37 protein-coding genes are annotated in these 25,906 nt (G+C 62.4%); 35 read left to right on the top strand and 2 right to left on the bottom strand.

The genetic code is table 11. The features are described 5' to 3' along the window. Positions 1–329: 329 nt before the first annotated feature. The 35 genes from rpsL (at position 330) to Y88_RS05980 (ending at position 24,243) form a co-directional block, all read left to right on the top strand. A complete protein-coding gene (gene rpsL / locus Y88_RS06150) occupies positions 330–701 on the top strand; it encodes a 30S ribosomal protein S12 (protein WP_008067262.1) in 372 nt (123 codons plus the stop codon). A 113-nt stretch (positions 702–814) separates the two neighbouring features. Then, complete coding sequence (rpsG, locus tag Y88_RS06145) at positions 815–1,285, top strand: 30S ribosomal protein S7 (protein ID WP_008067260.1); 471 nt, start codon at positions 815–817, stop codon at positions 1,283–1,285. Between the two features lie 130 nt (positions 1,286–1,415). Continuing rightward, a complete protein-coding gene (fusA, locus tag Y88_RS06140; RefSeq protein ID WP_008067258.1) occupies positions 1,416–3,488 on the top strand; it encodes an elongation factor G in 2,073 nt (690 codons plus the stop codon). Positions 3,489–3,776: 288 nt separating this feature from the next. Next, positions 3,777–4,967 (top strand): elongation factor Tu, encoded by a 1,191-nt coding sequence (gene tuf / locus Y88_RS06135; RefSeq protein ID WP_008067254.1) that lies wholly within the window; start codon positions 3,777–3,779, stop codon positions 4,965–4,967. A 153-nt stretch (positions 4,968–5,120) separates the two neighbouring features. Next, positions 5,121–5,432, top strand: coding sequence for a 30S ribosomal protein S10 (gene rpsJ, locus Y88_RS06130; RefSeq protein WP_008067253.1), 312 nt, complete (start codon positions 5,121–5,123; stop codon positions 5,430–5,432). Positions 5,433–5,746: 314 nt separating this feature from the next. After that, positions 5,747–6,472, top strand: coding sequence for a 50S ribosomal protein L3 (rplC, locus tag Y88_RS06125; protein WP_008067251.1), 726 nt, complete (start codon positions 5,747–5,749; stop codon positions 6,470–6,472). 3 nt (positions 6,473–6,475) lie between these two features. After that, entirely contained in the window at positions 6,476–7,099 is a 624-nt protein-coding gene (gene rplD, locus Y88_RS06120; RefSeq protein ID WP_008067248.1) for a 50S ribosomal protein L4, read from the top strand. Beyond that, complete coding sequence (locus Y88_RS06115; protein ID WP_008067246.1) at positions 7,092–7,397, top strand: 50S ribosomal protein L23; 306 nt, start codon at positions 7,092–7,094, stop codon at positions 7,395–7,397. The genes rplD and Y88_RS06115 overlap by 8 nt, the downstream gene beginning before the upstream one ends. Positions 7,398–7,413: 16 nt before the next feature. Next, positions 7,414–8,250 carry a 50S ribosomal protein L2 gene (rplB, locus tag Y88_RS06110; RefSeq protein ID WP_008067243.1) on the top strand — a complete coding sequence of 279 codons (837 nt, stop codon included), beginning with the start codon at positions 7,414–7,416 and terminating at the stop codon, positions 8,248–8,250. A 6-nt stretch (positions 8,251–8,256) separates the two neighbouring features. Next, entirely contained in the window at positions 8,257–8,535 is a 279-nt protein-coding gene (gene rpsS, locus Y88_RS06105; protein WP_008067242.1) for a 30S ribosomal protein S19, read from the top strand. After that, on the top strand, positions 8,535–8,912 hold the full coding sequence (gene rplV / locus Y88_RS06100) for a 50S ribosomal protein L22 (RefSeq protein WP_008067240.1): 378 nt from the start codon (positions 8,535–8,537) through the stop codon (positions 8,910–8,912). Before rpsS ends, rplV begins: the two co-directional genes overlap by 1 nt. Positions 8,913–8,915: 3 nt before the next feature. Next, a complete protein-coding gene (gene rpsC / locus Y88_RS06095) occupies positions 8,916–9,611 on the top strand; it encodes a 30S ribosomal protein S3 (protein WP_008067239.1) in 696 nt (231 codons plus the stop codon). Between the two features lie 18 nt (positions 9,612–9,629). Next, a complete protein-coding gene (rplP, locus tag Y88_RS06090) occupies positions 9,630–10,064 on the top strand; it encodes a 50S ribosomal protein L16 (protein WP_008067238.1) in 435 nt (144 codons plus the stop codon). Positions 10,065–10,073: 9 nt separating this feature from the next. Next, positions 10,074–10,280, top strand: a complete 207-nt coding sequence (rpmC, locus tag Y88_RS06085; RefSeq protein ID WP_008067237.1) for a 50S ribosomal protein L29 — start codon at positions 10,074–10,076, stop codon at positions 10,278–10,280. An 11-nt stretch (positions 10,281–10,291) separates the two neighbouring features. Then, entirely contained in the window at positions 10,292–10,561 is a 270-nt protein-coding gene (rpsQ, locus tag Y88_RS06080; protein ID WP_008067236.1) for a 30S ribosomal protein S17, read from the top strand. 198 nt (positions 10,562–10,759) lie between these two features. Beyond that, the gene (gene rplN, locus Y88_RS06075; RefSeq protein ID WP_008067235.1) at positions 10,760–11,128 is read left to right on the top strand and encodes a 50S ribosomal protein L14; all 369 of its coding nucleotides are present in this window, start codon (positions 10,760–10,762) and stop codon (positions 11,126–11,128) included. Then, entirely contained in the window at positions 11,128–11,445 is a 318-nt protein-coding gene (gene rplX, locus Y88_RS06070; RefSeq protein WP_008067234.1) for a 50S ribosomal protein L24, read from the top strand. The genes rplN and rplX overlap by 1 nt, the downstream gene beginning before the upstream one ends. Next, positions 11,438–12,019 carry a 50S ribosomal protein L5 gene (gene rplE, locus Y88_RS06065; protein ID WP_008067232.1) on the top strand — a complete coding sequence of 194 codons (582 nt, stop codon included), beginning with the start codon at positions 11,438–11,440 and terminating at the stop codon, positions 12,017–12,019. Before rplX ends, rplE begins: the two co-directional genes overlap by 8 nt. A gap of 29 nt (positions 12,020–12,048) precedes the next feature. Beyond that, the gene (gene rpsN, locus Y88_RS06060; RefSeq protein WP_008067230.1) at positions 12,049–12,354 is read left to right on the top strand and encodes a 30S ribosomal protein S14; all 306 of its coding nucleotides are present in this window, start codon (positions 12,049–12,051) and stop codon (positions 12,352–12,354) included. A 10-nt stretch (positions 12,355–12,364) separates the two neighbouring features. Continuing rightward, a complete protein-coding gene (rpsH, locus tag Y88_RS06055; RefSeq protein WP_018075753.1) occupies positions 12,365–12,760 on the top strand; it encodes a 30S ribosomal protein S8 in 396 nt (131 codons plus the stop codon). Then, positions 12,760–13,293 (top strand): 50S ribosomal protein L6, encoded by a 534-nt coding sequence (gene rplF, locus Y88_RS06050; protein ID WP_008067225.1) that lies wholly within the window; start codon positions 12,760–12,762, stop codon positions 13,291–13,293. Before rpsH ends, rplF begins: the two co-directional genes overlap by 1 nt. Continuing rightward, the gene (gene rplR, locus Y88_RS06045) at positions 13,293–13,643 is read left to right on the top strand and encodes a 50S ribosomal protein L18 (RefSeq protein WP_008067223.1); all 351 of its coding nucleotides are present in this window, start codon (positions 13,293–13,295) and stop codon (positions 13,641–13,643) included. Before rplF ends, rplR begins: the two co-directional genes overlap by 1 nt. Positions 13,644–13,646: 3 nt before the next feature. Further along, positions 13,647–14,363 carry a 30S ribosomal protein S5 gene (gene rpsE / locus Y88_RS06040; protein WP_008067220.1) on the top strand — a complete coding sequence of 239 codons (717 nt, stop codon included), beginning with the start codon at positions 13,647–13,649 and terminating at the stop codon, positions 14,361–14,363. 6 nt (positions 14,364–14,369) lie between these two features. Further along, positions 14,370–14,546: a 50S ribosomal protein L30 gene (rpmD, locus tag Y88_RS06035; protein ID WP_008067219.1), complete on the top strand. Its 177-nt coding sequence runs from the start codon at positions 14,370–14,372 to the stop codon at positions 14,544–14,546. A 148-nt stretch (positions 14,547–14,694) separates the two neighbouring features. Then, a complete protein-coding gene (gene rplO, locus Y88_RS06030) occupies positions 14,695–15,174 on the top strand; it encodes a 50S ribosomal protein L15 (protein ID WP_008067217.1) in 480 nt (159 codons plus the stop codon). Positions 15,175–15,329: 155 nt separating this feature from the next. Then, on the top strand, positions 15,330–16,679 hold the full coding sequence (gene secY, locus Y88_RS06025) for a preprotein translocase subunit SecY (protein ID WP_008067215.1): 1,350 nt from the start codon (positions 15,330–15,332) through the stop codon (positions 16,677–16,679). A gap of 39 nt (positions 16,680–16,718) precedes the next feature. After that, a complete protein-coding gene (locus Y88_RS06020) occupies positions 16,719–17,363 on the top strand; it encodes an adenylate kinase (RefSeq protein ID WP_008067209.1) in 645 nt (214 codons plus the stop codon). Positions 17,364–17,754: 391 nt separating this feature from the next. Next, positions 17,755–18,510: an SRPBCC domain-containing protein gene (locus Y88_RS06015; protein WP_232280934.1), complete on the top strand. Its 756-nt coding sequence runs from the start codon at positions 17,755–17,757 to the stop codon at positions 18,508–18,510. Between the two features lie 269 nt (positions 18,511–18,779). After that, positions 18,780–18,869 (top strand): pyrroloquinoline quinone precursor peptide PqqA, encoded by a 90-nt coding sequence (pqqA, locus tag Y88_RS19790; protein WP_018075751.1) that lies wholly within the window; start codon positions 18,780–18,782, stop codon positions 18,867–18,869. Between the two features lie 7 nt (positions 18,870–18,876). After that, positions 18,877–19,779: a pyrroloquinoline quinone biosynthesis protein PqqB gene (gene pqqB / locus Y88_RS06005; protein WP_018075750.1), complete on the top strand. Its 903-nt coding sequence runs from the start codon at positions 18,877–18,879 to the stop codon at positions 19,777–19,779. Continuing rightward, complete coding sequence (pqqC, locus tag Y88_RS06000; RefSeq protein ID WP_018075749.1) at positions 19,776–20,525, top strand: pyrroloquinoline-quinone synthase PqqC; 750 nt, start codon at positions 19,776–19,778, stop codon at positions 20,523–20,525. Before pqqB ends, pqqC begins: the two co-directional genes overlap by 4 nt. After that, positions 20,522–20,806: a pyrroloquinoline quinone biosynthesis peptide chaperone PqqD gene (gene pqqD, locus Y88_RS05995; RefSeq protein ID WP_008067201.1), complete on the top strand. Its 285-nt coding sequence runs from the start codon at positions 20,522–20,524 to the stop codon at positions 20,804–20,806. The genes pqqC and pqqD overlap by 4 nt, the downstream gene beginning before the upstream one ends. A gap of 5 nt (positions 20,807–20,811) precedes the next feature. Next, positions 20,812–21,903 (top strand): pyrroloquinoline quinone biosynthesis protein PqqE, encoded by a 1,092-nt coding sequence (pqqE, locus tag Y88_RS05990; protein ID WP_232280933.1) that lies wholly within the window; start codon positions 20,812–20,814, stop codon positions 21,901–21,903. Positions 21,904–21,915: 12 nt separating this feature from the next. After that, on the top strand, positions 21,916–22,887 hold the full coding sequence (pip, locus tag Y88_RS05985) for a prolyl aminopeptidase (protein ID WP_008067197.1): 972 nt from the start codon (positions 21,916–21,918) through the stop codon (positions 22,885–22,887). 3 nt (positions 22,888–22,890) lie between these two features. Next, a complete protein-coding gene (locus Y88_RS05980) occupies positions 22,891–24,243 on the top strand; it encodes an MFS transporter (RefSeq protein ID WP_008067194.1) in 1,353 nt (450 codons plus the stop codon). Here the strand turns inward: Y88_RS05980 and Y88_RS05975 are convergent. Further along, positions 24,208–25,179 carry a quinoprotein relay system zinc metallohydrolase 1 gene (locus tag Y88_RS05975; protein WP_008067192.1) on the bottom strand — a complete coding sequence of 324 codons (972 nt, stop codon included), beginning with the start codon at positions 25,177–25,179 and terminating at the stop codon, positions 24,208–24,210. The two genes, Y88_RS05980 and Y88_RS05975, sit on opposite strands and share 36 nt — an antisense overlap. Next, entirely contained in the window at positions 25,176–25,898 is a 723-nt protein-coding gene (locus tag Y88_RS05970) for a quinoprotein dehydrogenase-associated SoxYZ-like carrier (protein WP_018075747.1), read from the bottom strand. Before Y88_RS05970 ends, Y88_RS05975 begins: the two co-directional genes overlap by 4 nt. Between the last annotated feature and the right edge of the window lie 8 nt (positions 25,899–25,906).

The following is a 25,906-nucleotide window of genomic DNA, read 5'->3' as shown; positions in this document are numbered from 1 at the left end:
GCGCGATCGTGTTTCGCGTTTCTCTTGACGTTCCGCGTGCCAGGGCATAAGGGCGCCAACTTCCCGGATGGATCGTTCTGCGATTCCGTCTGGACAGTTTCGAGCTGAACATTGCCGGTGCGTGCGGGTTTCGGGGCAAATCCCCCGGGTTCGCGTCATCCGTCAAAGTAACCCGGTGCTGCGGCACGGGTGGAGCGTTTTCGGCTTGTACGGAAAAAGGCGATGCCCGGTCTGTCGATGCGACAGGCGGCTATCAGTCGTTTTGCGTGCGATCCCGTGTTCACTTCACCGCGTGGCGTAATGCCAACAAGCCAAGGTGAAGTCTTCACATGCCCACGATCAACCAGCTGGTCCGCAAGGGCCGCGTTCCGCAGAAGACCAAGAGCAAGGTCCCTGCGATGGAGCAGAACCCGCAGAAGCGCGGCGTCTGCACCCGCGTCTACACGACGACCCCGAAGAAGCCGAACTCGGCTCTCCGCAAGGTCGCGAAGATCCGTCTGACCAACAGCCGCGAAGTCATTTCGTACATCCCCGGCGAAGGCCACAACCTGCAGGAACACTCGGTTGTGCTCATCCGCGGCGGCCGCGTTCGCGACCTTCCCGGTGTGCGTTACCACGTCCTGCGCGGCGTGCTCGATACCCAGGGGGTCAAGGACCGCAAGCAGAGCCGTTCGAAGTACGGCGCGAAGCGTCCCAAGTAATCCGGACGAAGTGAACCGGCGCATGGGCCTGCCCGCAATGGGTGTGGCGGCGCTGGCGAACCAACGGAAATTCGGGCCGGCCTCGATCCGGCCCAGTCAGAAGGAATTCAAGCATGTCCCGTCGTCGTCGTCCGGAAAAGCGGGTGATCCTGCCCGATCCGAAGTTCGGTGATCAGGTTCTGTCGAAGTTCATGAACAACCTCATGTACGACGGCAAGAAGTCGGCTGCCGAAGGCATCGTCTACGGTGCGCTGGAAACCATGCAGACCCGCGCCAAGGCGGATCCGCTCCAGCTGTTCCACGATGCGCTCAACAACGTGAAGCCGCAGATCGAAGTGCGTTCGCGCCGCGTCGGTGGTGCGACCTACCAGGTTCCGGTGGAAGTCCGTCCGGAACGCGCTCAGGCTCTGGCTATCCGCTGGCTGATCACGGCTGCGCGCAACCGTTCGGAAACGACCATGGCTGCGCGTCTGTCGGGTGAGCTGCTCGACGCTGCCAACAACCGTGGCAACGCGGTCAAGAAGCGCGAAGACACCCACCGCATGGCCGACGCCAACCGCGCGTTCAGCCACTACCGCTGGTAAGGGTCCGGATTGCCGGGGCAGGGGGTGGCTTGCTCCCTCCCGGCGATCACGTCACACTAAGGTCACAGAACTGAACCAATGGGCGGCAGGGCCGTTTCGGCCAACGCCCATCGACCTCAAGGAACCCAACATGGCACGCAGCCATCCGCTCGAGCGCTATCGCAATATCGGCATCATGGCGCACATCGACGCCGGCAAGACGACGACGACCGAGCGCATCCTCTATTACACCGGCAAGTCCTACAAGATCGGCGAAGTCCACGACGGCGCCGCCACCATGGACTGGATGGAACAGGAACAGGAACGCGGCATCACGATCACGTCGGCCGCGACGACCTGCTTCTGGAACGATCACCGCATCAACATCATCGACACCCCCGGCCACGTCGACTTCACCATCGAAGTCGAACGTTCGCTGCGCGTGCTCGACGGTGCTGTCGCGTGCTTCGACGGCGTTGCCGGCGTTGAGCCGCAGTCGGAAACCGTGTGGCGTCAGGCTGACAAGTACGGCGTGCCGCGCATGTGCTTCATCAACAAGCTCGACCGCACCGGTGCGAACTTCAAGTACTGCGTGCAGTCGATCATCGACCGCCTCGGTGCCAAGCCCGCCGTGCTCTACATTCCGATCGGTCTCGAATCGGACCTCAAGGGTCTGGTCGATCTCGTCCATAACCGCGGCATCGTCTGGAAGGACGAAAGCCTGGGCGCCGATTTCGAATACGTCGACATCCCGGCCGACCTCGCTGACGAAGCCGAGGAATACCGCCAGGCGCTCATCGAACTCGCCGTCGAACAGGACGACGATGCGATGGAAGCGTACCTTGAAGGTAACGAACCCGACGTCGCGACGCTGAAGGCGCTGATCCGCAAGGGTACGCTGGCTCAGGCGTTCGTTCCGGTCTGCTGCGGTTCGGCGTTCAAGAACAAGGGCGTTCAGCCCCTGCTCGATGCCGTCGTCGACTACCTGCCTTCGCCGCTCGACATTCCCGACGTGCAGGGCATCAACCCCGACACCGACGAGCCGGACACCCGTCCGACCGCCGACGATGCTCCGTTCTCGGGCCTCGCGTTCAAGATCATGAACGACCCGTTCGTGGGCAGCCTCACCTTCCTTCGCATCTATTCGGGCACGCTGACCAAGGGCAGCTACCTGAATTCGGTGAAGAACAAGAAGGAGAAGGTCGGCCGCATGCTGCTGATGCACTCCAACAACCGCGAAGACATCGACGCGGCCTATGCGGGTGACATCGTGGCTCTCGCCGGTCTGAAGGAAACGACCACCGGCGACACGCTCTGCGCTGAAAAGGCGCCGATCATCCTGGAACGCATGGAATTCCCCGAACCGGTCATCGAACTGTCGGTGGAACCCAAGACCAAGGCCGACCAGGAAAAGATGGGCGTCGCGCTCAACCGTCTTTCGGCTGAAGACCCCTCGTTCCGCGTCACCACCGATCACGAATCGGGCCAGACGATCATCAAGGGGATGGGCGAGCTCCACCTCGACATCATCGTCGATCGTATGCGTCGCGAGTTCAAGGTCGAAGCGAACGTCGGCGCACCGCAGGTCGCCTATCGCGAATACCTGAGCAAGCCGGTCGACATCGACTACACCCACAAGAAGCAGTCGGGTGGTACCGGTCAGTTCGGTCGCGTGAAGGTCAAGGTCTCGCCGGGCGAACGCGGTTCGGGCATCATCTTCAAGGATGAGATCAAGGGCGGTAACATTCCGAAGGAATATATCCCCGCGATCGAAAAGGGCATGCGCGAAACCGCCGCGAGCGGTTCGCTTCTCGGCTTCCCGATCATCGACTTCGAAATCCTGCTCTATGACGGCGCGTATCACGACGTCGACTCGTCGGCGCTGGCCTTCGAAATCGCTGGTCGCGGTGCGATGCGCGAAATCGCGCAGAAGTCGGGCATCAAGCTGCTCGAGCCGATCATGAAGGTCGAAGTTGTCACCCCTGAAGAATTCATGGGCGACGTGATCGGCGACCTCAATTCGCGTCGTGGGCAGATCCAGGGCACTGACAGCCGTGGTAACGCCCAGGTCGTCGAAGCCATGGTCCCGCTGGCCAACATGTTCGGCTACGTGAACCAACTCCGCTCGTTCACGCAGGGACGTGCGCAGTACACCATGCAGTTCTCGCACTACGACGAGGTTCCGGCCAACGTCGCGAACGAACTGAAGGAAAAGATGGCCTGATAGTCGTCCGATCTGCTGCCCCGGCTTGTTCGGGGCGGCGGACGGGCCGATGTCGGTCCCCTCTCTCGCTCCGTCGGAGAATGCGTTTCGCGGGCGACGAGGGAGAGGACCGGCATCGGTCGCGGGGTTTGCCGCGAGGCAAATTTCGTTCAGGATGGTTCACGGCTAACGAGAAGCTTGCCTGTTCTTGACGATCAGGCTAGGGGCGGCGCCTGATTTTCTGGCGTGAGTCCGGCTGGTGCCGCCTCCCACAGCAATCAACCAAAGTTTGAGAAGAAGGTTTGAGCAATGGCTAAGGCTAAGTTTGAGCGGACCAAGCCGCACTGCAACATCGGCACCATCGGTCACGTCGACCATGGCAAGACCACGCTGACCGCGGCGATCACCAAGGTTCTGGCGGAAACCGGCGGCGCTACGTTCACCGACTACGCGAACATCGACAAGGCTCCCGAAGAGCGCGAACGCGGCATCACCATCTCGACCGCGCACGTCGAGTATGAAACCGAAAACCGCCACTACGCGCACGTCGACTGCCCCGGCCACGCCGACTACGTGAAGAACATGATCACCGGTGCTGCCCAGATGGACGGCGCGATCCTGGTCGTGAACGCTGCTGACGGCCCGATGCCGCAGACCCGCGAACACATCCTGCTCGCTCGTCAGGTCGGTGTTCCGGCTCTGGTCGTGTACATGAACAAGGTTGACCAGGTCGACGACCCGGAAATCCTTGAACTCGTGGAACTCGAAGTTCGCGAACTGCTGTCGTCGTACGACTTCCCGGGCGACGATATTCCGATCATCAAGGGTTCGGCTCTGGCCGCTCTCGAAGGTCGTGATGACGCGATCGGCAAGGACTCGATCAAGGAGCTGATGGCGGCGGTTGACGCCTACATCCCGCAGCCCCCCCGTCCGACCGACAAGCCGTTCCTGATGCCCGTCGAAGACGTGTTCTCGATCTCGGGTCGCGGCACCGTGGTGACCGGCCGTATCGAAACCGGTATCGTCAAGGTTGGCGACGAAGTCGAAATCATCGGCCTCAAGCCGACTGCCAAGACCACCGTCACCGGCGTCGAAATGTTCCGCAAGCTGCTCGATCAGGGTGAAGCCGGCGACAACGTCGGTGCGCTGATCCGTGGCATCAAGCGTGAAGAAGTCGAACGCGGCCAGGTTCTCGCCAAGCCCGGTTCGGTGACCCCGCACACCGAATTCTCGGCAGAAGTCTACGTTCTGTCGAAGGATGAAGGTGGCCGTCACACGCCGTTCTTCGCCAACTACCGTCCGCAGTTCTACTTCCGCACCACCGACGTGACCGGCGAAGTCGTGCTGCCGGAAGGCACCGAAATGGTCATGCCTGGTGACAACGTCACGCTCGGCGTCAAGCTGATCGCTCCGATCGCGATGGACGAAGGTCTGCGCTTCGCAATCCGCGAAGGTGGCCGTACCGTCGGTTCGGGGGTTGTCAGCAAGATCACGAAGTAATATAGGCGCCGCTCCGGCAGGGAGATTCGTTTCCCTGCCGGACGGTTTCTCGATCAGTTGACCCGCTTCTCCCCCGCAAGTGCCAAGGCATCGGGGTAGGCAGGGCGGGCCAGCTGGTTTTTTCTTTTCGCTCTTTCGCATCGGTAAACGGACATGGAAGCCCAGAACATCCGCATTCGCCTCAAGGCCTTCGATCATCGTGTGCTTGACCAGGCCACTGGAGAAATTGCGGAGACCGCCCGCCGCACCGGCGCGCTCATCCGCGGCCCCATTCCGCTGCCGACGCGCATCGAAAAGTTCTGCGTCAACCGCGGCCCGCACATCGACAAGAAGTCGCGTGAGCAGTTCGAGGTTCGCACCTACAAGCGTCTTCTCGACATCGTGCAGCCCAATGCGGCCACTGTCGACGCGCTGATGAAGCTGGACCTCGCGGCCGGCGTGAACGTCGAAATCAAGCTGGCTTGAGGCTTTCAGTCTCGCCACGGTCTCGACGCTTCGAGTTTCGGAACTTCGCAAAAAGTTCCACGTTCCTTCCGGAATTCCGGTCTTCTCCGGTTTTCGGCTAAGCGGCTTCAGTCCGCTCTGACATAGGGATACCTCCGGCATTCGCCGTCTCCGTTAAGAGGGGAGGGCACTTGGCCGGGAAAGCGTCCCCCGTTGGTTCCTGCATCGTTTCGGTGTGGGGGCATTCAGCCCGGACGGGGGCACGTTTCACGATACGGGCTGAACACGCCTGTGGGGGATGGGCCCCCTCAGGCCTCTGTCAGGAGTATTGGATCATGCGCACCGGCGTGATCGCGAAGAAGGTGGGGATGACCCGCCTTTTCCAGGAAGATGGTCGGCACGTTCCGGTCACCGTCCTGTCGCTTGAAGATTGCCAGGTGGTTTCGGTCCGCACCGCAGAACGTGACGGTTATGTCGCGCTTCAGCTGGGTGCTGGCGAAGCCAAGCAGAAGAACGTTGCCAAGCCGCAGCGTGAACACTTCGCCAAGGCTGAAGTTCCGCTCAAGGCCGAAGTCGCGGAATTCCGCGTCGCCGACGATGCGGTTCTCGAAGTCGGTTCGACCATTGCTGCCTCGCACTTCGCGATTGGCCAGCTGGTCGACATCACCGGCCACACGCAGGGCAAGGGTTTTGCCGGTGCGATGAAGCGCTGGGGTTTCGGCGGTATGCGTGCCACCCACGGCGTGTCGATCTCGCACCGTGCTCACGGTTCGACCGGTAACCGCCAGGATCCGGGTCGCGTCTTCAAGAACAAGAAGATGGCTGGTCACATGGGTGACCGTCAGCGTACCCAGCAGAACCTTGAAATCGTGCGCACCGACGACGCGCGCGGCCTGATCTTCGTCAAGGGCTCGGTCCCGGGTTCGAAGAATGGCTGGCTGCTCGTTCGCGACGCTGTCAAGGTCAACCGTCACGCTGAAGCGCCCTATCCGGCCGGTCTCAAGCTGGCTTCCAACAACAACGAAGTCGCTGTCGAAGCGGCCGAAGGCCAGGAGGGCTAAGTCGTGAAGGTTCAGGTCCTCACTCTGGACGGAACTGCCGCTGGCGACGTCGAACTTTCGGATGCCGTGTTCGGTCTCGAACCGCGCGCTGACATCCTGCATCGCGTCGTTACCTGGCAGCTTGAAAACCGTCGTGGCATCGCCCGCAAGGCGCGTGAACGCAGTGACGTTGCTCGCACCGGCAAGAAGTTCGGTCGCCAGAAGGGCGGCGGTACGGCTCGTCACGGTGACCGCAAGGCTCCCGTCTTCATCGGCGGTGGTAAGGCTCACGGTCCGCGCGTTCGCGAGTTCAATATCTCGCTGAACAAGAAGGTCCGCGCGCTGGGTCTCAAGATGGCTCTCTCGGCCAAGGCCAAGACCGGTCTTGTGGTTGTCGACACGCTCGATCTCGCTGACGCCAAGACCAAGGTTCTTGTCGGCAAGTTCGCCAAGGCGGGCTTCGGCAAGAAGGTGCTCGTCGTTGACGGCGAAGCGGTGAACGAAGGTTTCGCTCGCGCAGCTCGCAACATCGTCGGCGTGAACGTGCTGCCCGCCATCGGCGCCAACGTCTACGACATCCTGAAGCATGATACGCTGGTGCTCACCCGCGCGGCGGTCGAAAAGCTGGAGGCGCGTTTCAATGGCTAAGGACGCAATCGACACGCGGCACTATGACGTGATCGTGGCTCCCCACATCACCGAAAAGGCGACGCTGCTTTCCGAGCACAACGCCGTTGTCTTCAAGGTCGCTGAAAGCGCGACCAAGCCCCAGATCAAGGCTGCGATCGAAGCGATCTACGATGTGAAGGTCGCTGCGGTGAATACCTTGACGCAGAAGGGCAAGACCAAGCGCTGGAAGGGCAAGCCCTACCGTCGCTCCGACGTCAAGAAGGCCGTCGTGACTCTGGCTGCTGGCCAGACGATCGACGTGACCAGCGGTATCTGAGGCGGGTAGAAGAACCATGGCACTCAAGAGCTACAACCCGACCAGCCCCGCACGGCGCGGCCTGGTCCTCGTCGACAAGTCGACGCTGTGGAAGGGCAAGCCGGTCAAGGCGCTGACTGAAGGCAAGTCCAAGACCGGTGGCCGCAACAACAAGGGTCACGTGACCAGCCGCGGTATCGCGGGCGGTCACAAGCAGAAGTACCGCTTCATCGACTTCAAGCGTCGTAAGTGGAACGTTCCTGCGACCGTCGAACGGCTCGAATACGATCCGAACCGCACCGCGTTCATCGCTCTCGTGAAGTACGAAGACGGTGAGCAGGCTTACATCCTCGCTCCGCAGCGTCTTGCTGTCGGTGACGTCGTCGTCGCCGGTGAAAAGACCGACGTGAAGCCCGGCAACGCGATGCTTCTGTCGCAGATGCCGGTCGGCACGATCGTGCACAACGTCGAGATGAAGCCGGGCAAGGGCGGTCAGATCGCTCGTTCGGCAGGCACCTATGTCCAGCTCGTCGGTCGTGACCGCGGCATGGTCATCGTTCGTCTGAACTCGGGCGAGCAGCGCTACCTGCGCGGTGACTGCATGGGCACCGTCGGTGCCGTGTCGAACCCCGACAACTCGAACCAGAACCTGGCGAAGGCGGGTCGTAACCGCTGGCTGGGTCGTCGTCCGCTGACTCGCGGTGTCGCCAAGAACCCGGTCGACCACCCGCACGGTGGTGGTGAAGGCCGCACTTCGGGTGGCCGTCATCCGGTGACTCCGTGGGGCAAGCCCACGAAGGGCGCCCGTACCCGTCACAACAAGCGCACGGACAAGATGATCATCCGTTCGCGCCACGCGAAGAAGAAGAGGTAAGACCCCATGGCACGTTCCGTCTGGAAGGGCCCCTTCGTCGACCTGCATCTCCTGAAGAAGGCCGAAGTGGCTCAGGATGCCGGTCCCCGCGCGGCTCCGATCAAGACTTGGTCGCGTCGTTCGACCATCATTCCGCAGTTCGTTGGTCTGACGTTCAACGTCTACAACGGACACAAGTTCATCCCCGTCTCCGTTAGTGAAGAGATGGTCGGCCACAAGCTCGGTGAATTTGCGCCCACGCGCACTTTCCCTGGGCACGCCGCTGACAAGAAGGGCAAGCGCTGATGAGCAAGCCTGCAGCTCCCCGCCGTGTCGGTGACAAGGAAGCGCTGGCGGTCGGTACCACGATCCGTGGTTCTGCCCAGAAGCTCAACCTTGTTGCTGCCCTGATCCGCGGCAAGTCGGCCGAAGAGGCCCTCAACATTCTCTCCTTCTCGAAGAAGGCGATGGCTGTTGATGCGCGCAAGGTGCTCGCTTCGGCGATCGCCAACGCGGAAAACAACCACAACCTGGACGTCGACGCTCTGGTCGTCGCCGAAGCCAGCGTCGGCAAGTCGATCACGATGAAGCGCTTCCACACCCGTGGTCGCGGCAAGTCGACCCGGATCCTCAAGCCGTTCTCGCGGCTGCGGATCGTCGTCCGCGAAGTTGAGGAGGCCTGATCCATGGGTCACAAGACCAACCCGATCGGTCTGCGTCTGCAGATCAACCGCACCTGGGACAGCCGCTGGTTCGCCGAAGGCCGCAGCTATGCGCAGCTCCTCAAGGAAGACCTGACGATTCGTAAGTACATCGTCGAGAAGCTGCCCCAGGCAGCGATCTCGAAGGTGGTGATCGAACGTCCCGCCAAGGTGTGCCGCGTGTCGATCTATGCCGCTCGTCCGGGCGTCATCATCGGCAAGAAGGGCGCTGACATCGAAAAGCTTCGCGCGAAGCTTTCGACGCTCACCGCCAGCGACGTGAAGCTGAACATCGTTGAAATCCGCAAGCCGGAAATCGACGCCAAGCTCGTCGCTCAGGGCATTGCCGACCAGCTCGTCCGTCGCGTCGCTTTCCGTCGCGCGATGAAGCGTGCCGTTCAGTCGGCTCTGCGTCTTGGTGCCGAAGGCATCAAGATCACCTGCGGTGGCCGTCTGGGCGGTGCGGAAATCGCCCGCGTCGAATGGTACCGTGAAGGTCGCGTTCCGCTGCACACCCTGCGTGCGAACATCGACTACGCCGAAGCCGAAGCCCACACCGCCTATGGCGTGATCGGCATCAAGACCTGGATCTTCAAGGGCGAAATCCTGGGTCACGACCCGTTGGCGCAGGATCGCCTCATGCTCGAGGCTCAGACCTCGGGTGTGCGTCCGTCGCGCTGAGGGATAAGGTAAGCGACCATGTTGCAACCCAAGAAGACCAAGTTCCGCAAGGCGTTCAAGGGCCGTCTCCACGGCAACGCCAAGGGCGGCACCGACCTCAACTTCGGTTCCTACGGCCTCAAGGCCCTGGAACCGGAACGTGTCACCGCGCGCCAGATCGAAGCGGCTCGTCGTGCGATCACCCGTCACATTCGCCGTCAGGGCCGTCTGTGGATCCGCGTGTTCCCCGACCTTCCGGTTTCGAAGAAGCCCGCCGAAGTCCGTCAGGGCAAGGGCAAGGGCTCGATCGAATACTGGGCGGCTCGTGTGAAGCCCGGCAAGATCCTGTTCGAGCTGGATGGCGTGCCCGGTCCGCTCGCGGCTGAAGCTTTCAGCCGTGCAGCGATGAAGCTGCCGATCAAGACCAAGGTTGTCGCTCGCCTGGGCGACACCTCGCACCTTGGCGGCGAGTAAGGAGGAAAGATGATGGCCAAGTTCGAAGACCTGCGCGTCAAGAGCGACGACCAGCTTTCCGCTGATCTCGCCGAACTGAAGCGCGAACAGTTCAACCTGCGGTTCCAGGCTGCAACCAACCAGCTGGAACGTCCGGCCCGCATTCGTGAAGTGCGTCGCCAGATTGCCCGCATCAAGACGCTGCAGACCGAACGGTCGGGCGCCGGCAAGGCCTGAGGAGAACCGACGTGCCCAAGCGTATCCTGATCGGGACCGTGGTTTCCGACAAGAATGACAAGACCGTGGTGGTCAAGGTCGAGCGCAAGATGAAGCACCCGCTTTACGGGAAGATCATCCGTCGCTCGAAGAAGTACCACGCCCACGACGAAGCCAACACCTATCGTCTGGGTGAAACGGTCCGCATCGAGGAAACTGCTCCCTATTCGAAGCAGAAGACCTGGAAGGTGGTTGATCGCGTTCAGGCCGGTAAGACGGCCGCGATCGAAGCCGACATCTGATGGCATTTTCGAAACCCACCTTCGGGTGGGTTTCGGGATGGCGGCGCCGGCTCTCTTTCCCGCCCGGGATCTTTGGGTTTAGTCCAATTAGGACTTGACCTGGGGACACGGTTGGGGAAGAGGACCGGCGCCGTAGGCCTAGAGAGTTTTGGAACTGCCGGACTGGTTCCGGCAAGCCAGTGAGAAGGAACCGGATCAATGATCCAGATGCAATCCAACCTCGACGTCGCTGACAACAGCGGCGCGAAGCGCGTCCAGTGCATCAAGGTGCTGGGCGGGTCGAAGCGTCGCTTTGCCGGCGTCGGCGACATCATCGTGGTGTCGGTGAAGGAAGCGCAGCCCCGTGCTCGCGTCAAGAAGGGCGACGTTCACCGTGCGGTGATCGTGCGCACCAAGAAGGACGTCCGTCGTCCCGACGGCAGCGTCATTCGCTTCGACACCAATGCCGCCGTTCTGGTCGGCAAGAACGAAGAGCCCATCGGCACCCGTATCTTTGGCCCCGTGGTCCGCGAACTTCGCGGCAAGGGCTTCATGAAGATCATCAGCCTTGCTCCGGAGGTGCTCTAATGGGCGCCGCCAAGATCAAGAAGGGCGACAGCGTCGTCGTTCGTTCGGGCAAGGACAAGGGCCGTACCGGCACTGTTCTTCAGGTTCTTCCCAAGGAAGACAAGGTTGTGGTCGGTGGCGTGAACATCGCGACCCGTCACCGCAAGCCGAGCCAGCAGAACCCGCAGGGTGGTCTCGATCGTTTCGAAGCTCCGCTGCACGTTTCGAAGGTTGCCGTTGCCGACAAGGACGGCAAGCCGACCCGCGTGCGCTTCGAAATCAAGGACGGCAAGAAGGTCCGCGTGGCCGTGAAGTCCGGGGAGACGATCGATGGCTGACAAGTACGTTCCGCGCCTGAAGGGCAAGTACGACGTCGAAATCGCTCAGGCGATGCAGGCGAAGTTCGGCTACAAGAACGCGCTCGAAATTCCCAAGATCGAAAAGATCACGCTCAACATGGGCGTCGGTGAAGCCAGCCAGGACAAGAAGAAGGTCCAGACTGCCGCTGCCGAAATGGAAAAGATCGCTGGTCAGAAGCCGGTCATCACCAAGGCGAAGAAGTCGATCGCGCAGTTCAAGCTGCGTGAAGGCATGCCCATCGGTTGCAAGGTCACTCTGCGCCGTGAACGCATGTACGAATTCCTCGATCGCCTGATCACCATCGCGATGCCCCGCATCCGCGACTTCCGCGGTCTCAACCCGAAGTCGTTCGACGGTCGCGGCAACTATGCGATGGGTCTCAAGGAACAGATCATTTTCCCTGAGATCAGCTACGATCAGATCGACAAGGTGCGTGGCCTCGACATCATCGTCACCACCTCTGCCAAGACCGATGACGAAGCGCGCGAACTGCTGCGCCTCTTCGGTTTCCCTTTCCCCCAGGATGCCGCCGAACAGGCGCAGGCTGCCTGAGGCCATTCTGACAAGAAGAGCTTAAGTCCATGGCGAAACTGAGTTCGATCAACAAGAACGAGCGTCGTAAGAAGCTCGTTGAAAAGTATGCGGCCAAGTATGCCGCTCTCAAGGCCCAGGCTGCCGACGAGTCGCTCGAGGAAACCGAGCGTCTGATTGCGCGCCTGAAGATGGCTGAACTGCCGCGTAACTCGAATCCGACCCGGATTCGCAACCGCTGCAACACCACCGGCCGTCCGCGCGGCTACTATCGCAAGTTCGGCCTCTGCCGCATCGAGCTTCGCGATCTCGCCAACAAGGGGCTGATCCCCGGCGTGACCAAGTCGAGCTGGTAAGGATAGAGCGATGGCATTGACCGACCCCCTGGGTGATATGCTCACCCGTATCCGCAACGGCCAGCGCGCGAAGAAGGACTCTGTTCTTTCGCCCGCGTCGAAGCTGCGTGCGCACGTGCTCGAAGTCCTTCAGCGTGAAGGTTACATTCGCGGCTTTTCGGAAGACACCACCGGTGTTCACCCGCAGCTGCGTATCGAGCTGAAGTATTTCGAAGGCCAGCCCGCGATCAAGCATGTTGCTCGCGTATCGAAGCCGGGCCGCCGCGTCTATTCCGGTTCGAAGGAACTGCCGATCGTCCGTAACGGCCTTGGCATCACCATCGTCTCCACTCCGCGTGGCGTGCTTTCGGATGCCGAAGCTCGCGCCGCGAACGTCGGCGGCGAAGTCCTGGCGGAGGTGTTCTGATGAGCCGCATCGGCAAGAAGCCGGTTGCGATCCCCGCTGGGGTGAGCGCCGATATCGCCAACGGCCAGCTGACCGTGAAGGGCCCGAAGGGCACTCTCACGCTGACGCTTGCCGACGAGATCACCTATGCCATCGAAGATGGTTCGATCTCTGTGCAGCCCGCCAACGACACCAAGCGCGCCCGTGCCTTTTGGGGCATGCAGCGTACGCTGGTTTCGAACCTCATGACCGGCGTGACCGAAGGGTACACCAAGACCCTTGAAATCACCGGCGTCGGCTATCGTGCTACGGCTCAGGGTGCAAACCTGAAGCTGCAGCTCGGCTACAGCCACGACGTGGATTTCGCCGTGCCGGAAGGCATCGAAATCAAGACCCCGGATAACACCACGGTCCTGATTTCGGGTATCGACAAGCAGAAGGTCGGCCAGGTTGCGGCCGAGATCCGTCGCTGGCGCAAGCCCGAACCCTACAAGGGCAAGGGTATCAAGTACCGCGGCGAGTTCATCTTCCGCAAGGAAGGGAAGAAGAAGTAATGGCCAAGCTGTCTCTCTTCGATCGCCGCCGCCGCCGTGTCCGCACTGCGCTCAAGGCGCGTGCCGGCGGTCGTCCCCGCCTGTCGGTGCACCGCTCGGGCCGTCACATCTACGCTCAGATCATCGACGACGCACAGGGCCGTACGCTCGCTGCTTCCTCGACGCTGCTGAAGGGCGAGAAGTCGATCGGTTCGAACGTCGACGCTGCAGTCAAGGTTGGCAAGGATATTGCCGAGAAGGCCAAGGCCGCCGGCATCACTGCTGTCGTGTTCGATCGCGGCGGTTTCCTGTTCCATGGTCGCGTCAAGGCGCTGGCCGACGCTGCCCGCGAAGGCGGGCTGGAGTTCTAAGTCATGGCTGACGAAACCATTGTGGAAGGCGAAGTCGCCGTTGAGGCGACGGCTCCTACCGAAAGCCGCGAAGGTCGTGGCCGTGGCCGTGGCCGTGGTGGCGAACGCGGTGAGCGTGGCGAACGCGGCCGTGGCCGTGGTGACCGCGACCGTCGTGGTCGTGGCAACAACGACGAGGAAGGTGGCGAGGAGCTGATCGAAAAGCTCGTCCACATCAACCGCGTCTCGAAGACCGTGAAGGGTGGTAAGCGCTTCGGCTTTGCCGCGCTCGTCGTGGTCGGTGACGGCAAGGGTCGCGTTGGCTTCGGCCACGGCAAGGCCCGCGAAGTGCCCGAAGCCATCACCAAGGCGACCGCTTCGGCCAAGAAGAAGATGATCCGCGTTCCGCTGAAGGAAGGCCGCACGCTTCACCACGACGGCAAGGGCCGTTTCGGTGCGGGCAAGGTCAACGTCCGTTCGGCTCCGCAGGGTACCGGTATCATCGCCGGTGGTCCGATGCGCGCTGTCTTCGAAAGCCTGGGTGTTCACGACGTGGTGACCAAGTCGGTCGGCACCTCGAACCCCTACAACATGATCCGCGCAACTTTTGACGCGCTGCAGGAACAGACTTCGCCGAAGTCGGTTGCCCAGCGTCGCGGCAAGAAGGTCGCCGACCTGCTCGGTCGCGGCGGCGCTGCTCCGGTGGAGGCTGAAGCCGCCGCCGAAGCCATCGTGGAGTAAGCTGCCATGGCGACTATCAAGATCAAGCAGGTCGGTTCGCCGATCCGCCGTCCTGAGCACCAGCGCAAGATCCTGATCGGTCTGGGGCTCAACAAGCTCAATCGTGTCGTCGAACTTCAGGACACTGCCGAAGTTCGTGGCGCGATTGCCAAGCTCCCGCACCTGGTTGCGGTCGTCGACTGAGCCTTCGGGCACTGTCGACAGGCACAAAGAGCCCCGGCCGCGAGGTCGGGGTTTTTTGTTTGGGGGCGGGGAGGGGTGACAAAGTGCTCCTGCCCCGCTAAAGGGCCGCCTTCCTACAAGCGCGACTCAAAGCGAAAGCGAGTGCAACATGACCAAGCTTAACGACATTCGTGACAACAATGGCGCCCGCAAGGGCCGTATCCGCGTCGGCCGTGGTATCGGTTCGGGCAAGGGCAAGACTGCCGGCCGCGGCCAGAAGGGTGCCAAGGCACGTTCGGGCGTATCGGTGAACGGCTTCGAAGGCGGTCAGATGCCGCTTCACATGCGTATCCCGAAGCGCGGCTTCAACAACATCTTCGCCAAGGACTATGCTGAAGTGAACCTCGGCCTCGTCCAGAAGGCGATCGACGCGGGCAAGCTCGACGTGTCGGCCGTGGTCGATCACGCAGCCCTCAAGGGCGCTGGCCTGGGGCGCGGCGGCAAGGACGGCGTGCGTCTTCTTGCCAAGGGCGCGCTGACCACGAAGGTCAGCTTCAAGGTTGCCGGGGCTTCGAAGGGCGCCGTGGCTGCCGTTGAAGCGCTCGGCGGCGCTGTCGAAGTGACCGTTAAGGCCGAACCGGCCGCCTGATCCGGGGATTTCCGGCTTTGTGATGGGCGCAGGGGTGTTGCATCCCTGCGCCCACACTATATTGGCTGGATGGGGTATGCGTTGGTGGGGGGCTCTTGGAGAGTACGCCACCCTCGCGACGTGTCTAATGGGTCCGAAAGGCTTCGGTTTCGATCATGGCTTCACGCGCTGACAACATCGCCAGCAATCTCAACCTGTCGAATTTCTCGAAGGCGACTGAGCTGCACAAGCGGATCTGGTTCACGGTCGGCGCGCTGATCGTCTTCCGTTTCCTGACGTTCGTGCCGCTGCCCGGGATCAATCCGGCCGCGCTCAAGGCGTTCAGCGACCAGACCAACGGCGGTATTCTCGATCTGCTGAACATGTTCTCGGGCGGCGCGCTCAAGAACTATTCGCTGATCGCGCTTGGCGTGATGCCTTACATCACGGCCTCGATCGTCGTGCAGCTGGCTGCTTCGCTCCATCCCGCTCTTGCCGCCTACAAGAAGGAAGGCGAGACCGGGCGCAAGAAGCTCAACCAGTACACCCGCTATGGCGCGGTGTTCCTGACGGTCGTGCAGGGCATGGCGATTGCACGCGGCGCGGTTGGCTATCAGCTCGAAGTGCTGCCCGAGATGATGTTCTATCCGATCTGCATCATTTCGCTGATCGGCGGGACCATGTTCCTGCTGTGGCTGGGTGAGCAGATCACCTCGCGCGGGATCGGCAACGGCACCTCGCTGATCATCATGGCGGGTATCGTTGCGCAGATGCCGAAGTTCTTCGGCAACCTGTTTGAACAGGGGCGTACCGGACAGCTCAATGCATTCGCCATTATCGGCGTGATGATCCTGCTCGTTGCCGTCGTCATTTTCATCTGTTTCATGGAGCGTGCGACCCGCCGCTTGCTGATCCAGTATCCGCGTCGTGCGACCCAGCACGGCATGATGGCCGCGGACCGCAGCCACCTGCCGCTCAAGCTCAACACCGCAGGCGTCATCCCTCCGATCTTCGCCAGCTCGCTGTTGCTGCTGCCGCTGACGATCACGCAGCTTGCGGGCAAGTCGATTTCTCCGGACACGATGGCCGGGAAGATCGTCGTTTCGCTGAACCAGTACCTGGGGCACGGCAAGCCGGCCTACATGCTGCTTTATGCGCTCGGGATCATCTTTTTCAGCTTCTTCTACACTGCGGTGGTCTTCAATCCTGAGGAAACCGCAGATAACCTGAAGCGGAACGGCGGGTTCATTCCGGGCATTCGTCCGGGCAAGAACACGGCGAACTATCTCGATTATGTGCTGACCCGCATCACCGTGCTCGGCGCTGCCTACATTACCATTGTCTGTGTTGTGCCCGAGTGGATCATGGCCGAGACAGGGATGGGAACTGTTTTCTTTGGCGGCACCAGTCTGTTGATTGTCGTCAACGTTACGGTCGATACCATTACCCAGATCCAGTCGCATCTGCTGGCGCACCAGTACGGCGACCTGATCAAGAAGGCCAAGCTGAAAGGTCGTATGCGTTGACGCTGAAGCAACGCGGACGATGAAGAGGGGGAATGCCAAGTGAATATCATCCTTTTGGGCCCTCCGGGGGCCGGTAAGGGAACCCAGTCCCAGCGCCTTGTCGAACGACATGGGCTGAAGCAGCTTTCGACCGGCGACATGCTGCGCGCAGCGGTCAAGGCCGGGACGCCTGTCGGGCTCAAGGCCAAGGCGGTGATGGACGCCGGGGAACTGGTGTCCGACGAGATCGTCTCGGCACTGATCGGGGACGAACTCGACGTCATGGGGCCGGGGCAGGGAGCCATTTTTGATGGCTATCCGCGCACCGCGGCACAGGCCGAATCGCTCGATGGGATTTTGGCGTCGCGTGGGCGCAAGCTCGACCATGTGATCGAACTGGATGTGGACGAGGACGCGCTCGTTGAACGTATCACTGGTCGCTATACCTGTGCGACTTGCGGCAAGGGCTATCACGACACGTTCGAGAAGCCCGCTGTCGAAGGCACCTGCGACAAGTGCGGAGGTCACGAGTTCAAGCGCCGTCCGGACGACAACGAGGAAACCGTGCGCACTCGCATGGCTGAATATCGCGCAAAGACGGCTCCGATTCTGCCGATCTATGAAGCGCGTGGTATCGTTGCCCATGTCGATGGCATGGCCCAGATGGACGACGTGACCGCCGCTATCGAAGCGGTTATCGCGTAAGAGTGCATAATCGCGTAAGGGATTGTCCGGAGACGCGATCATGCGTGTCCGGATATCCGCTTGCGGGAGAATGATAATGGCATCGTGGTGGCGGGGCGGCATGGCCGTCGGGTCGAGTGCCCTGATCGGGCTTTGCCTTGCGCCTGTCCCCGCTTTTGCTGATGTCATTGCGCGAACGGATATGGGTTTCGTTTCGCGCAATGTTGTCGAGGTCGCCGCTCCGCCCGAAGCGGTTTGGAAGCGTTTTGTGACGCCTTCGGCCTGGTGGTCGTCCGAGCACACCTTTTCCGGGGATTCCGCCAATCTGACACTCGATCCCGTGCCTGGGGGGTGCTTCTGCGAGAAGCTCCCGGGTGGCACCAAGCTGCGCCCACGTGGCGGCGTTCAACATATGCGCGTTGTCTTCGTCGACGATCTCAAGGCCATGCGCCTCGCAGGGGCGTTGGGTCCGTTGCAGAGCGAAGGCGTGAGCGCGGTCCTGACGGTGACGTTCAAGGCGACCGATTCGGGCACCCGGGTGCTGTTCGAATATGTCGTCGGCGGCTTCATGCGCTACCCCATCGACAAGATTTCCGGTGCGGTTGACGGGATGCTGGCGAGCCAGTTGGTCGAATTGGCGAAGACGCTTGGGCCGGTGAAGGCGAGGGCACCGGAGAAGGCTTTGCCGAGTACGCGAGGGGCAACGCCCGCTGGGCTGGAAAATACGGCGCCACCCAGTGCTGAGGCGAAAGCGGCCGAGGATCAGGGGTTGGGGCGTGACGGCCTGTTGTTGCCGCGCGGGCGCATCTGGAGCCTTCCTGCCGGAGAAAAGAACGCGGTTGCCGCAGATGCGGGGAAGTCCGTTCCTGTCGACGACAAACCGTCGCAGCAGCCGGTTCCTGTGACGGGCGGGGTTGCGCCCGCGAGAGATAGTGCGCCAGGTGAGGTTGCGCCAGCTTCCTCAGGCAATCCGGGGCTTGCCGGGGCTAAGGCTGGGAAGGCGCCCAAGGCGGCAGCGCGTGGCGCGAAAGGCAAGGCTGCCAAGGTTGTGAAACCGGTGCCCGTCGATCCCGACGAACCTTCGCTCGATGCGGTCAATTCGCTTTTCGATGCGACGGTGGGTTCTACCCCGGCAGCGACGAGCGCTGCGCCGTCACAGTCCCAGTAAGAGGGCTGGCCCCAGTTTGGGCCCCGACTTCCATCCCCTTGTGTCTATTGCGCGCGGCCGCGTTTTCTTTTGCAAAGATGCAACCGAAACAAGGTGATCCGCTGGTTCACGGCGTCCTGTGCACGGGCGATAACCTGGCGTGGGGGCGCGTCATCCTTTGGGCTAATAGGGAGTTCCAAAGGCCTCTCTGCCATTGCCAGCACGTCGCATTGCTGATTACCTTCCTCCTAGGCCCCGAGTTGGAGGTCGCATGAAAATTCAAGAGGAGAATGGATATGAGCTGGAAGCGTCCCAAGATTGTCGAAATCGCTCTCGGTGCGGAAATCAACTGCTATGCGTGCGCCGAACTGAACGCCTGATCGTTTCATGCGCATGATCGTACTGGGGGCGGCCGCGGGTGGCGGTTTCCCCCAGTGGAACTCCAACGCGCCGGGATGCAATCGGGCGCGATTGGGTGATCCGGCTGCCCCGGCGCGTACACAGGCGAGCCTTGCCGTCAGTGGCAACGGTACGGACTGGTATGTCCTCAACGCGTCGCCCGACTTGCGGCAGCAGATCGGGCAGACCGAGGAATTGCATCCGCGCGAAGGTCTTCGTTCCACGCCGATCCGCGGGGTAGTGTTGACCGGCGGCGACGTCGACGTGATCACCGGCCTTCTGACCTTGCGCGAGCGTGAGTCGTTCACGCTTTATGCGACGACGTCGATCCACGGCATTCTCGATGCCAATCCCGTGTTCGAAGTGCTGGCACGCGATGTCGTCGAGCGGCGGACCGTGTCGCTGGACGAGCCGATTGACCTTGCCGGGGGTTTGACCGTCGAACTGTTCGCGGTTCCGGGTAAAGTGCCGCTTTACATGGAAGTGGGAAGCGGGATGCAGCCGGTGGTGGTCGATGGCACCACGGTTGCCGCGTGCATTCGGCAGGGCGAACGGCGGGTCTTTTTCATTCCCGGTTGCGCGGCCGTGCCCGATTGGCTGGCCAAGCGGATCGATGGCGCCGATGTCCTGTTTTTCGACGGCACGCTGTGGCGTGACGATGAAATGATCCAGTCGGGCGTTGGCCAGAAAACCGGGCAACGCATGGGGCATATCAGCCTCTCGGGAGAAAACGGAACCCTCGCGGCGCTGGCACCGATAAAGATCGGACGGCGCGTTCTGGTCCATATCAACAATACCAATCCGGTCCTGCTCGCCGATTCGCCCGAACGGAAGGAAGTCGAAGCAGCGGGATGGACTGTCGGAGAGGATGGTCTGAGGATTTCACTATGACCGAGACACTGCTGACCCCGGACGAGCTCGAAGCGGGACTCCGCGCCATCGGCCGCGAACGCTATCACAACCTGCATCCGTTTCATCGCCTGCTTCACAGCGGGAAGCTCAATCGTGGGCAGATTCAGGCCTGGGCGCTCAATCGCTATTATTATCAGGCCGCGATTCCGGTGAAGGATTCGTTCCTGATGGCACGGCTGCCCACGCGCGAGTTGCGGCGGGAATGGCGTCGGCGGATCGAGGATCACGACGGTCGCCCCGGTGAAGCGGGCGGGATCGAACGCTGGCTGAAGCTGGTGGAAGGGGTGGGGCTCGACGCCGCGATGGTGGAGCGGGCCGATCTCATCCTGCCCGAGACGCGCTTTGCGGTGGATGCCTATATCCATTTCGTTCGGGATCGTTCGGTGCTGGAAGCGGTGGCTTCGTCGCTGACCGAACTGTTTTCCCCGACGATCATTTCCGAACGGGTTTCGGGCATGCTCGCGAACTATGACTGGATCACACAGGATACGCTCGCCTATTTCACACCGCGTTTGACACAGGCGCCCAAGGACAGCGATTTCGCGCTGGCCTATGTCCGCGAACATGCCGACACCGTTGAAAAGCAGCAGGCAGTGCTCGCGGCGCTGCGGTTCAAGTGCGATGTTCTGTGGAGCCAGCTTAACGGGCTCTATCTCGCCTATGTCGCGCCAGGCTTGATCCCGCCGGGTGCTTTTGAGCCGAGCCTTGAAGAGGTCCTGGCATGACAGGACAAGTCCTGCCCACTGATACGGTTCCCCGTTTTCGTCGTGGCGTGAAGCTGCGCGAGGACAAGGCACGGGGTGGATGGGTCTTGCTTGCTCCTGAAAAAGCCTTTGTTCTCGATGAAATAGGGGTTGAAGTTCTGAAACTGGTGGATGGTGTCCGCTCGGTTTCCGCGATCGGGTCGGAGCTGGCCGAACGGTTTCAGGCGCCGGTCGATGAGGTTACCGGGGACATCGCCGCGATGTTGGCCGATCTGGTCGCGCGTGGAGCGATCGAAGGGTGAGTGTCGTGCCGCCACCGATGGGCCTGATTGCGGAAATCACGCATCGCTGTCCCTTGCAATGCGCCTATTGTGCCAATCCGCTCGAACTCGTTCGGCCGACCGAAGAGCTCGATACTTCCGGCTGGAAACGGGTGATCGAGCAGGCGGCTGAACTGGGTGTCCTGCAATTCCATTTCACCGGTGGCGAACCGCTCGCGCGGCGCGATCTGGTCGAACTGGTCGCTCATGCTGCGGCGAACGGGCTTTACACCAATCTCATCACCTCGGGTGTGCTGTTGACCCCCGATCTGATGGCGGCGCTGGTGACGGCGGGCATTGACCATATCCAGCTCAGTTTTCAGGAGGCCGACCCGCAGGCGTCCGACCGGTTCGGCGGATACAACGGCGGTCATGCGAAGAAGATCGCCGCTGCGGCGATGATCCGCGAATCCGGACTGTCGCTCACGACCAATTTCGTGGTCCATCGTCAGAATATCGACAGCCTTCCGGCCATGCTTGCGCTGGGCGAGGAGCTTGGATCGGAACGGATCGAGATTGCGCACACCCAGTATTATGGGTGGGCCTTGCGCAATCGCGATGCCCTGTTGCCGACCCGGGAACAGCTTGAAGCGGCCAATGCGATCGTGGACGAGGCCCGTGCCGGGCTCGCGGGGCGGATCGCGATCGATTACGTGGTGCCCGATTATTATGCGGCGCGACCCAAGGCGTGCATGGGAGGGTGGGGGCAGAGGTTCCTGCACATCCTGCCTTCGGGCAAGGTTCTGCCGTGCCATGCGGCAGAGACCATTCCTAGCATGACGTTCGCGTCGGTGCGGGACCAGAGCCTTGCCGCGATCTGGGAGCATGACCCCGCTTTTGCCCGGTTTCGCGGGACGGCGTGGATGCCTGATCCATGCCGGAGTTGCGACCGTCGCGAAATCGACTGGGGCGGTTGCCGGTGCCAGGCACTGGCGCTTGCCGGAGACGCGGCGCGGGTCGATCCGGTCTGCGCGCGCTCGCCCGAGCACGATCTGGTCGAAGCGATTATTGCGACGAGAGATCGTGACGTGACCAGCGGCGACCTTCCCCCGCTGGTGCCGCGCCGCTATCAGTCCTAGAAGCGGGGGGCGATGACCGATCCCCTTTGCGACAATGCGCCCTTGCGCGGGCTTTATCCGCCGATCGAACCTTATGAGACCGGATGGCTCGAGACCGGAGAGGGTCATGCCATCCGCTATGAACGCTGTGGCACGCCCGGCGCGAAACCGGCGGTGTTCCTCCATGGCGGACCGGGTGGGGGCATTTCGCCGGGGCATCGGCGCCTGTTCGATCCCGCTCGTTATGATGTACTGCTGTTCGATCAGCGCGGCTGCGGTCAATCGACGCCTTATGCCTCGCTGGAGGCCAATACGACGTGGCACCTGGTCGCCGACATGGAACGGTTGCGGGTCCTTGCCGGGCATGAACGCTGGCTGGTGCTGGGCGGATCGTGGGGCAGCACGCTGGCTCTTGCCTATGCGCAGGCCCATCCCGAACGCGTGAGCGAACTGGTCCTGCGCGGTATTTTCACGGTCGGCCGGGCGGAGCTCGACTGGTATTATCAGGAAGGCGCATCGGCGGTTTTCCCTGAACATTGGGAAGATTTCCTCGCGCCGATCCCGGTGGAGGAACGCGGCGACCTGCGCGGTGCCTATCACCGTCGGCTGACTGGCGACGATCCGCAGGAACAGGCCCGTGCGGCGCAGGCCTGGACTTTGTGGGAAGGGCGGACATCGACCCTGCGTCCGGCAGCACTCGACGGGACCGGTTTTTCCGATCCCCACTTCGCGCTCGCCTTTGCGAGAATCGAAAATCACTTCTTCATGCATGGCGGTTGGCTGGACGAGGGACAGCTTTTGCGTGATGCTGATCGTCTGGCCGCCATTCCGGGGACCATCGTTCAGGGGCGCTATGACATGGTGTGTCCGATCCGGACGGCCCATGCGCTGCACCGTGCATGGCCTTCGGCCCGATACGAAGTGGTCGAGGATGCAGGACATTCCTGGCTCGAACCGGGCATTCTCGACCGGTTGATCCGGGCCACCGACTGTTACGCCGGATAGGAGATGGGCGAGGACGATCTGACGCCGGGGCGCCGTGCCGTCGCGGGGTTCGTCATCTGGCTCGCGATTGCGGTGACCGTGCTCGACAGCACGATCGCCAATGTCGCCTTGCCGGTCATGGCGCGGGATTTTGCCGTTTCTCCCGCTGCGGCCTTGTGGGTAGTGCAGGGGTACCAACTGGCGATTCTGGCCGGGGTGCTGACTCTGTCGGCGGTCGGCGAACGCTTCGGCTATCACCGGGTCTATCTTGTGGGCCTGGGTATCTTCACGCTTGCCTCGCTCGGTTGTGCCGCAGCACCGGGGCTTGACGTGCTGGTCCTTGCGCGTCTGGCGCAAGGGTTGGGGGCAGCGGCGATCATGAGCGTCAACGGTGCCTTGGTCCGCCACACTTTTCCCGCGCGGATGCTGGGGCAGGCGATCGGCATCAATGCCTTGGTGGTGGCGATTTCGGCGATGGCCGGGCCGCCGCTGGCGGGACTGGTTCTGCAACTGGCCGATTGGCGCTGGCTCTTTGCCGTCAATCTCGTGGTCGGGGTGCCTGCCTTGGCAGCTGGCGCGGTGGCCTTGCCGCGCGTTCGCGGCGCACTGGCCGAGATTGACGCTGGGGCGTCGGTGCTGTCGGTGATTGCCAGTCTCGGGCTTCTGGGCGGTCTTGCGCAAGGGCATGGCGTGATTGCACTCGGCGCCGTGGCGTTGGGGCTCATCGCGCTGGTTCTGCTGGTGATCCGCTCGCGCGGGCGGGCCTATCCTCTGCTTCCGGTCGATCTCGTGGCGCTTGCGCATTTGCGGTCGGCCTATCTGGCCTCGATCGCCAATTTCGGCGCGCAAGTGGTGATCGGGGTGTCGCTGCCGTTCATCTTGCATGACGACTTCGGATTTTCGCCGGGCATGACCGGGCTGATGATGGCAGCGATTCCGCTGGGGCTGGGGGCTGCGGCGGTCTGGGGCGGTCGTTTTGCCGATCGCACGCCGGGGCAAAGCGGCAATGGTGGCCTCGGCATGGCGGCGCTCGGGCTGGGCGGGATTGCGCTGGCACCCCACGGAACCGTCGGCGCGGTGGTGCTTGTCGTCGGTAGCCTGATCGCGGGGGCCGGTTTCGGTCTGTTTCAGCCAGCCAACAACCGGGTCATGCTCGGTCGGGCGCCCCGTGATCGCAGTGGGGCGGCGGCCGGCATGATGGCCCTGTCGCGCTTGACCGGACAGTCGCTGGGCGCGGCCCTCGCCGGATTGCTGTTCCGCCTCGGCGTCACCGGGCAAGCCGGGTTCGCCGGTGTTGCTGCGCTCTGCGCCTTGCTCGGCATGATGGCATCGCGAGGGCGATCAGCCGCCGGTGCCTCCGTCGATGCGGGGCAGTGAGTCGATTTCGATTGCGGGATAGAAATGACTGACGCTGCGCTGCAATTCATAACGCGCGGCCTGCATTCCGGCAAAGCGCGCAGGAATCGCGATTTCGCCCGCTTCGGTCATGTCGAGGCCTTGGGCCGAAGCGTCATGGAGGGCCTTGTCGAGCCAGGTCAGCCAGTCGCGTGTCTGGGCAATGCCGCTGCCGTCCTGATCCCACGGGCCATGTCCGGGAACGAGGCGCCGATGCGGTATCGCGGCGAGCCGGTCGAGCGAGGCGAGCCAGGTCGAGAGGGTCGCATGGGGCGTTGCAGGCGCCCGGTCCTTGAACACGAGATCCCCGGCAAGCAGGGTGCCACTCGCTTCGTCGAGCGCGACCAGGTCGCTGGCGGAATGGCCCGCGAGCGAAAAGAGTTGCAGGTGTCGCCCGCCAAATTCGAAGGGACCTGCGGCAAGGCGGCGTCCGGGCACGACCACTTCGGTGCCGCGCATCCAGTCGGCCAACATGCGGAACATGGCGTCGCTCATGCCCGGGCCGTCGCGTTCGATGTCCGCGATTGTTCCGGGCAGGGCTGCAACAATCGCGGGATCGAATGCCGAAGCGCCGAGGCTGTGATCGGGGTGAAGGTGGCTGATGAGGACGAGCGCGGGCGGCTTGCCGGTGAGCTTGCGGGCGAGCGCGGACAGCGCGGTTGCGTAGTTTCGTGATGGGCCGCAATCGAACAGGATCGGTCCGGCGTTACTTGCCATGATGACGCAATTGGCGATGGCGCCGCCGTTGGCAAAGGCGATCGGGGCATCGGCCCCGCGAACCAGCCAGATGCCCTCGGCCAGAGCGACAGGCACAAGGTGATAGGTCCCCGCGAACTGTTCGGCTTGGGCCGCGCCCGTCAGAGAGACGAGGCCCCCGGCAAGCATCCCGAGCGCGCCGCGACGGGTAAGGGCGGTCATGGGTGCTTCTCCGGCTCGGCCGGGTTCAGGATCCCGTCGAAGTCGCGCCCGTTGCTGTCATGCATGGCAATGGTCAGGGGGCGGGCTTCACCGGCAGGCAACAGCATCGTGAACGCGGGATCTTCCGAAACCGAGCCGGTGACGGCCATGTGGCTCAATTCCTGTTTTCCGGCCATGATCCGGATGGTTTCGATGTTGTAGGCGGGAATGTTCTCGACCAGCCCGGTGTCCATCGGATGGCGCACGGCAAAGCGGATGCGGGTCGCCTGTGCCGAGCGATAGACCGCGCCGCGCACTTCTCCCAGATGCTGGGCCCAGTCGCCCTTGGCCCGACTGACCGGAGGGGCAGAGCAGCCGCCGCCTGCGGCATCGACCCAGACCCCTGCGACATGCCAGGTGCCGTCGGGCGTTTGCGCCGCGACCCGTACCGGGGTGCGCTGGTCGAGCTTGATCCGCAGCGACAGCCATGGGGCTGCCTCTCCGGGGGTGAAATCGACCGGCAGGGGCAGGGGGTCGAGATCGACCAGCACGATGATGCGCTTGACTGTTCCCAAAGCCCTGGCGTCGAGCGTCATGGGAAAGACATGCTGATTTTCCGCGATCACCGGAACGTCGACATGGACCGCCGGGTCGAAGACGACCTTGTCCTTTCCGAACAATCGTTCGGCATGCATGTCCCACAGCGGGGACCCAAGGGGGTCGGTCGGGGGTGCCGCCATTGCGGAGG

Origin of the sequence: Novosphingobium nitrogenifigens DSM 19370, from assembly GCF_000192575.1 — a bacterium.
GTDB lineage: Bacteria > Pseudomonadota > Alphaproteobacteria > Sphingomonadales > Sphingomonadaceae > Novosphingobium > Novosphingobium nitrogenifigens.
The sequence above is the reverse complement of the archived record's forward strand: the minus strand, read 5'-3'. Positions and strand labels throughout refer to the sequence as shown.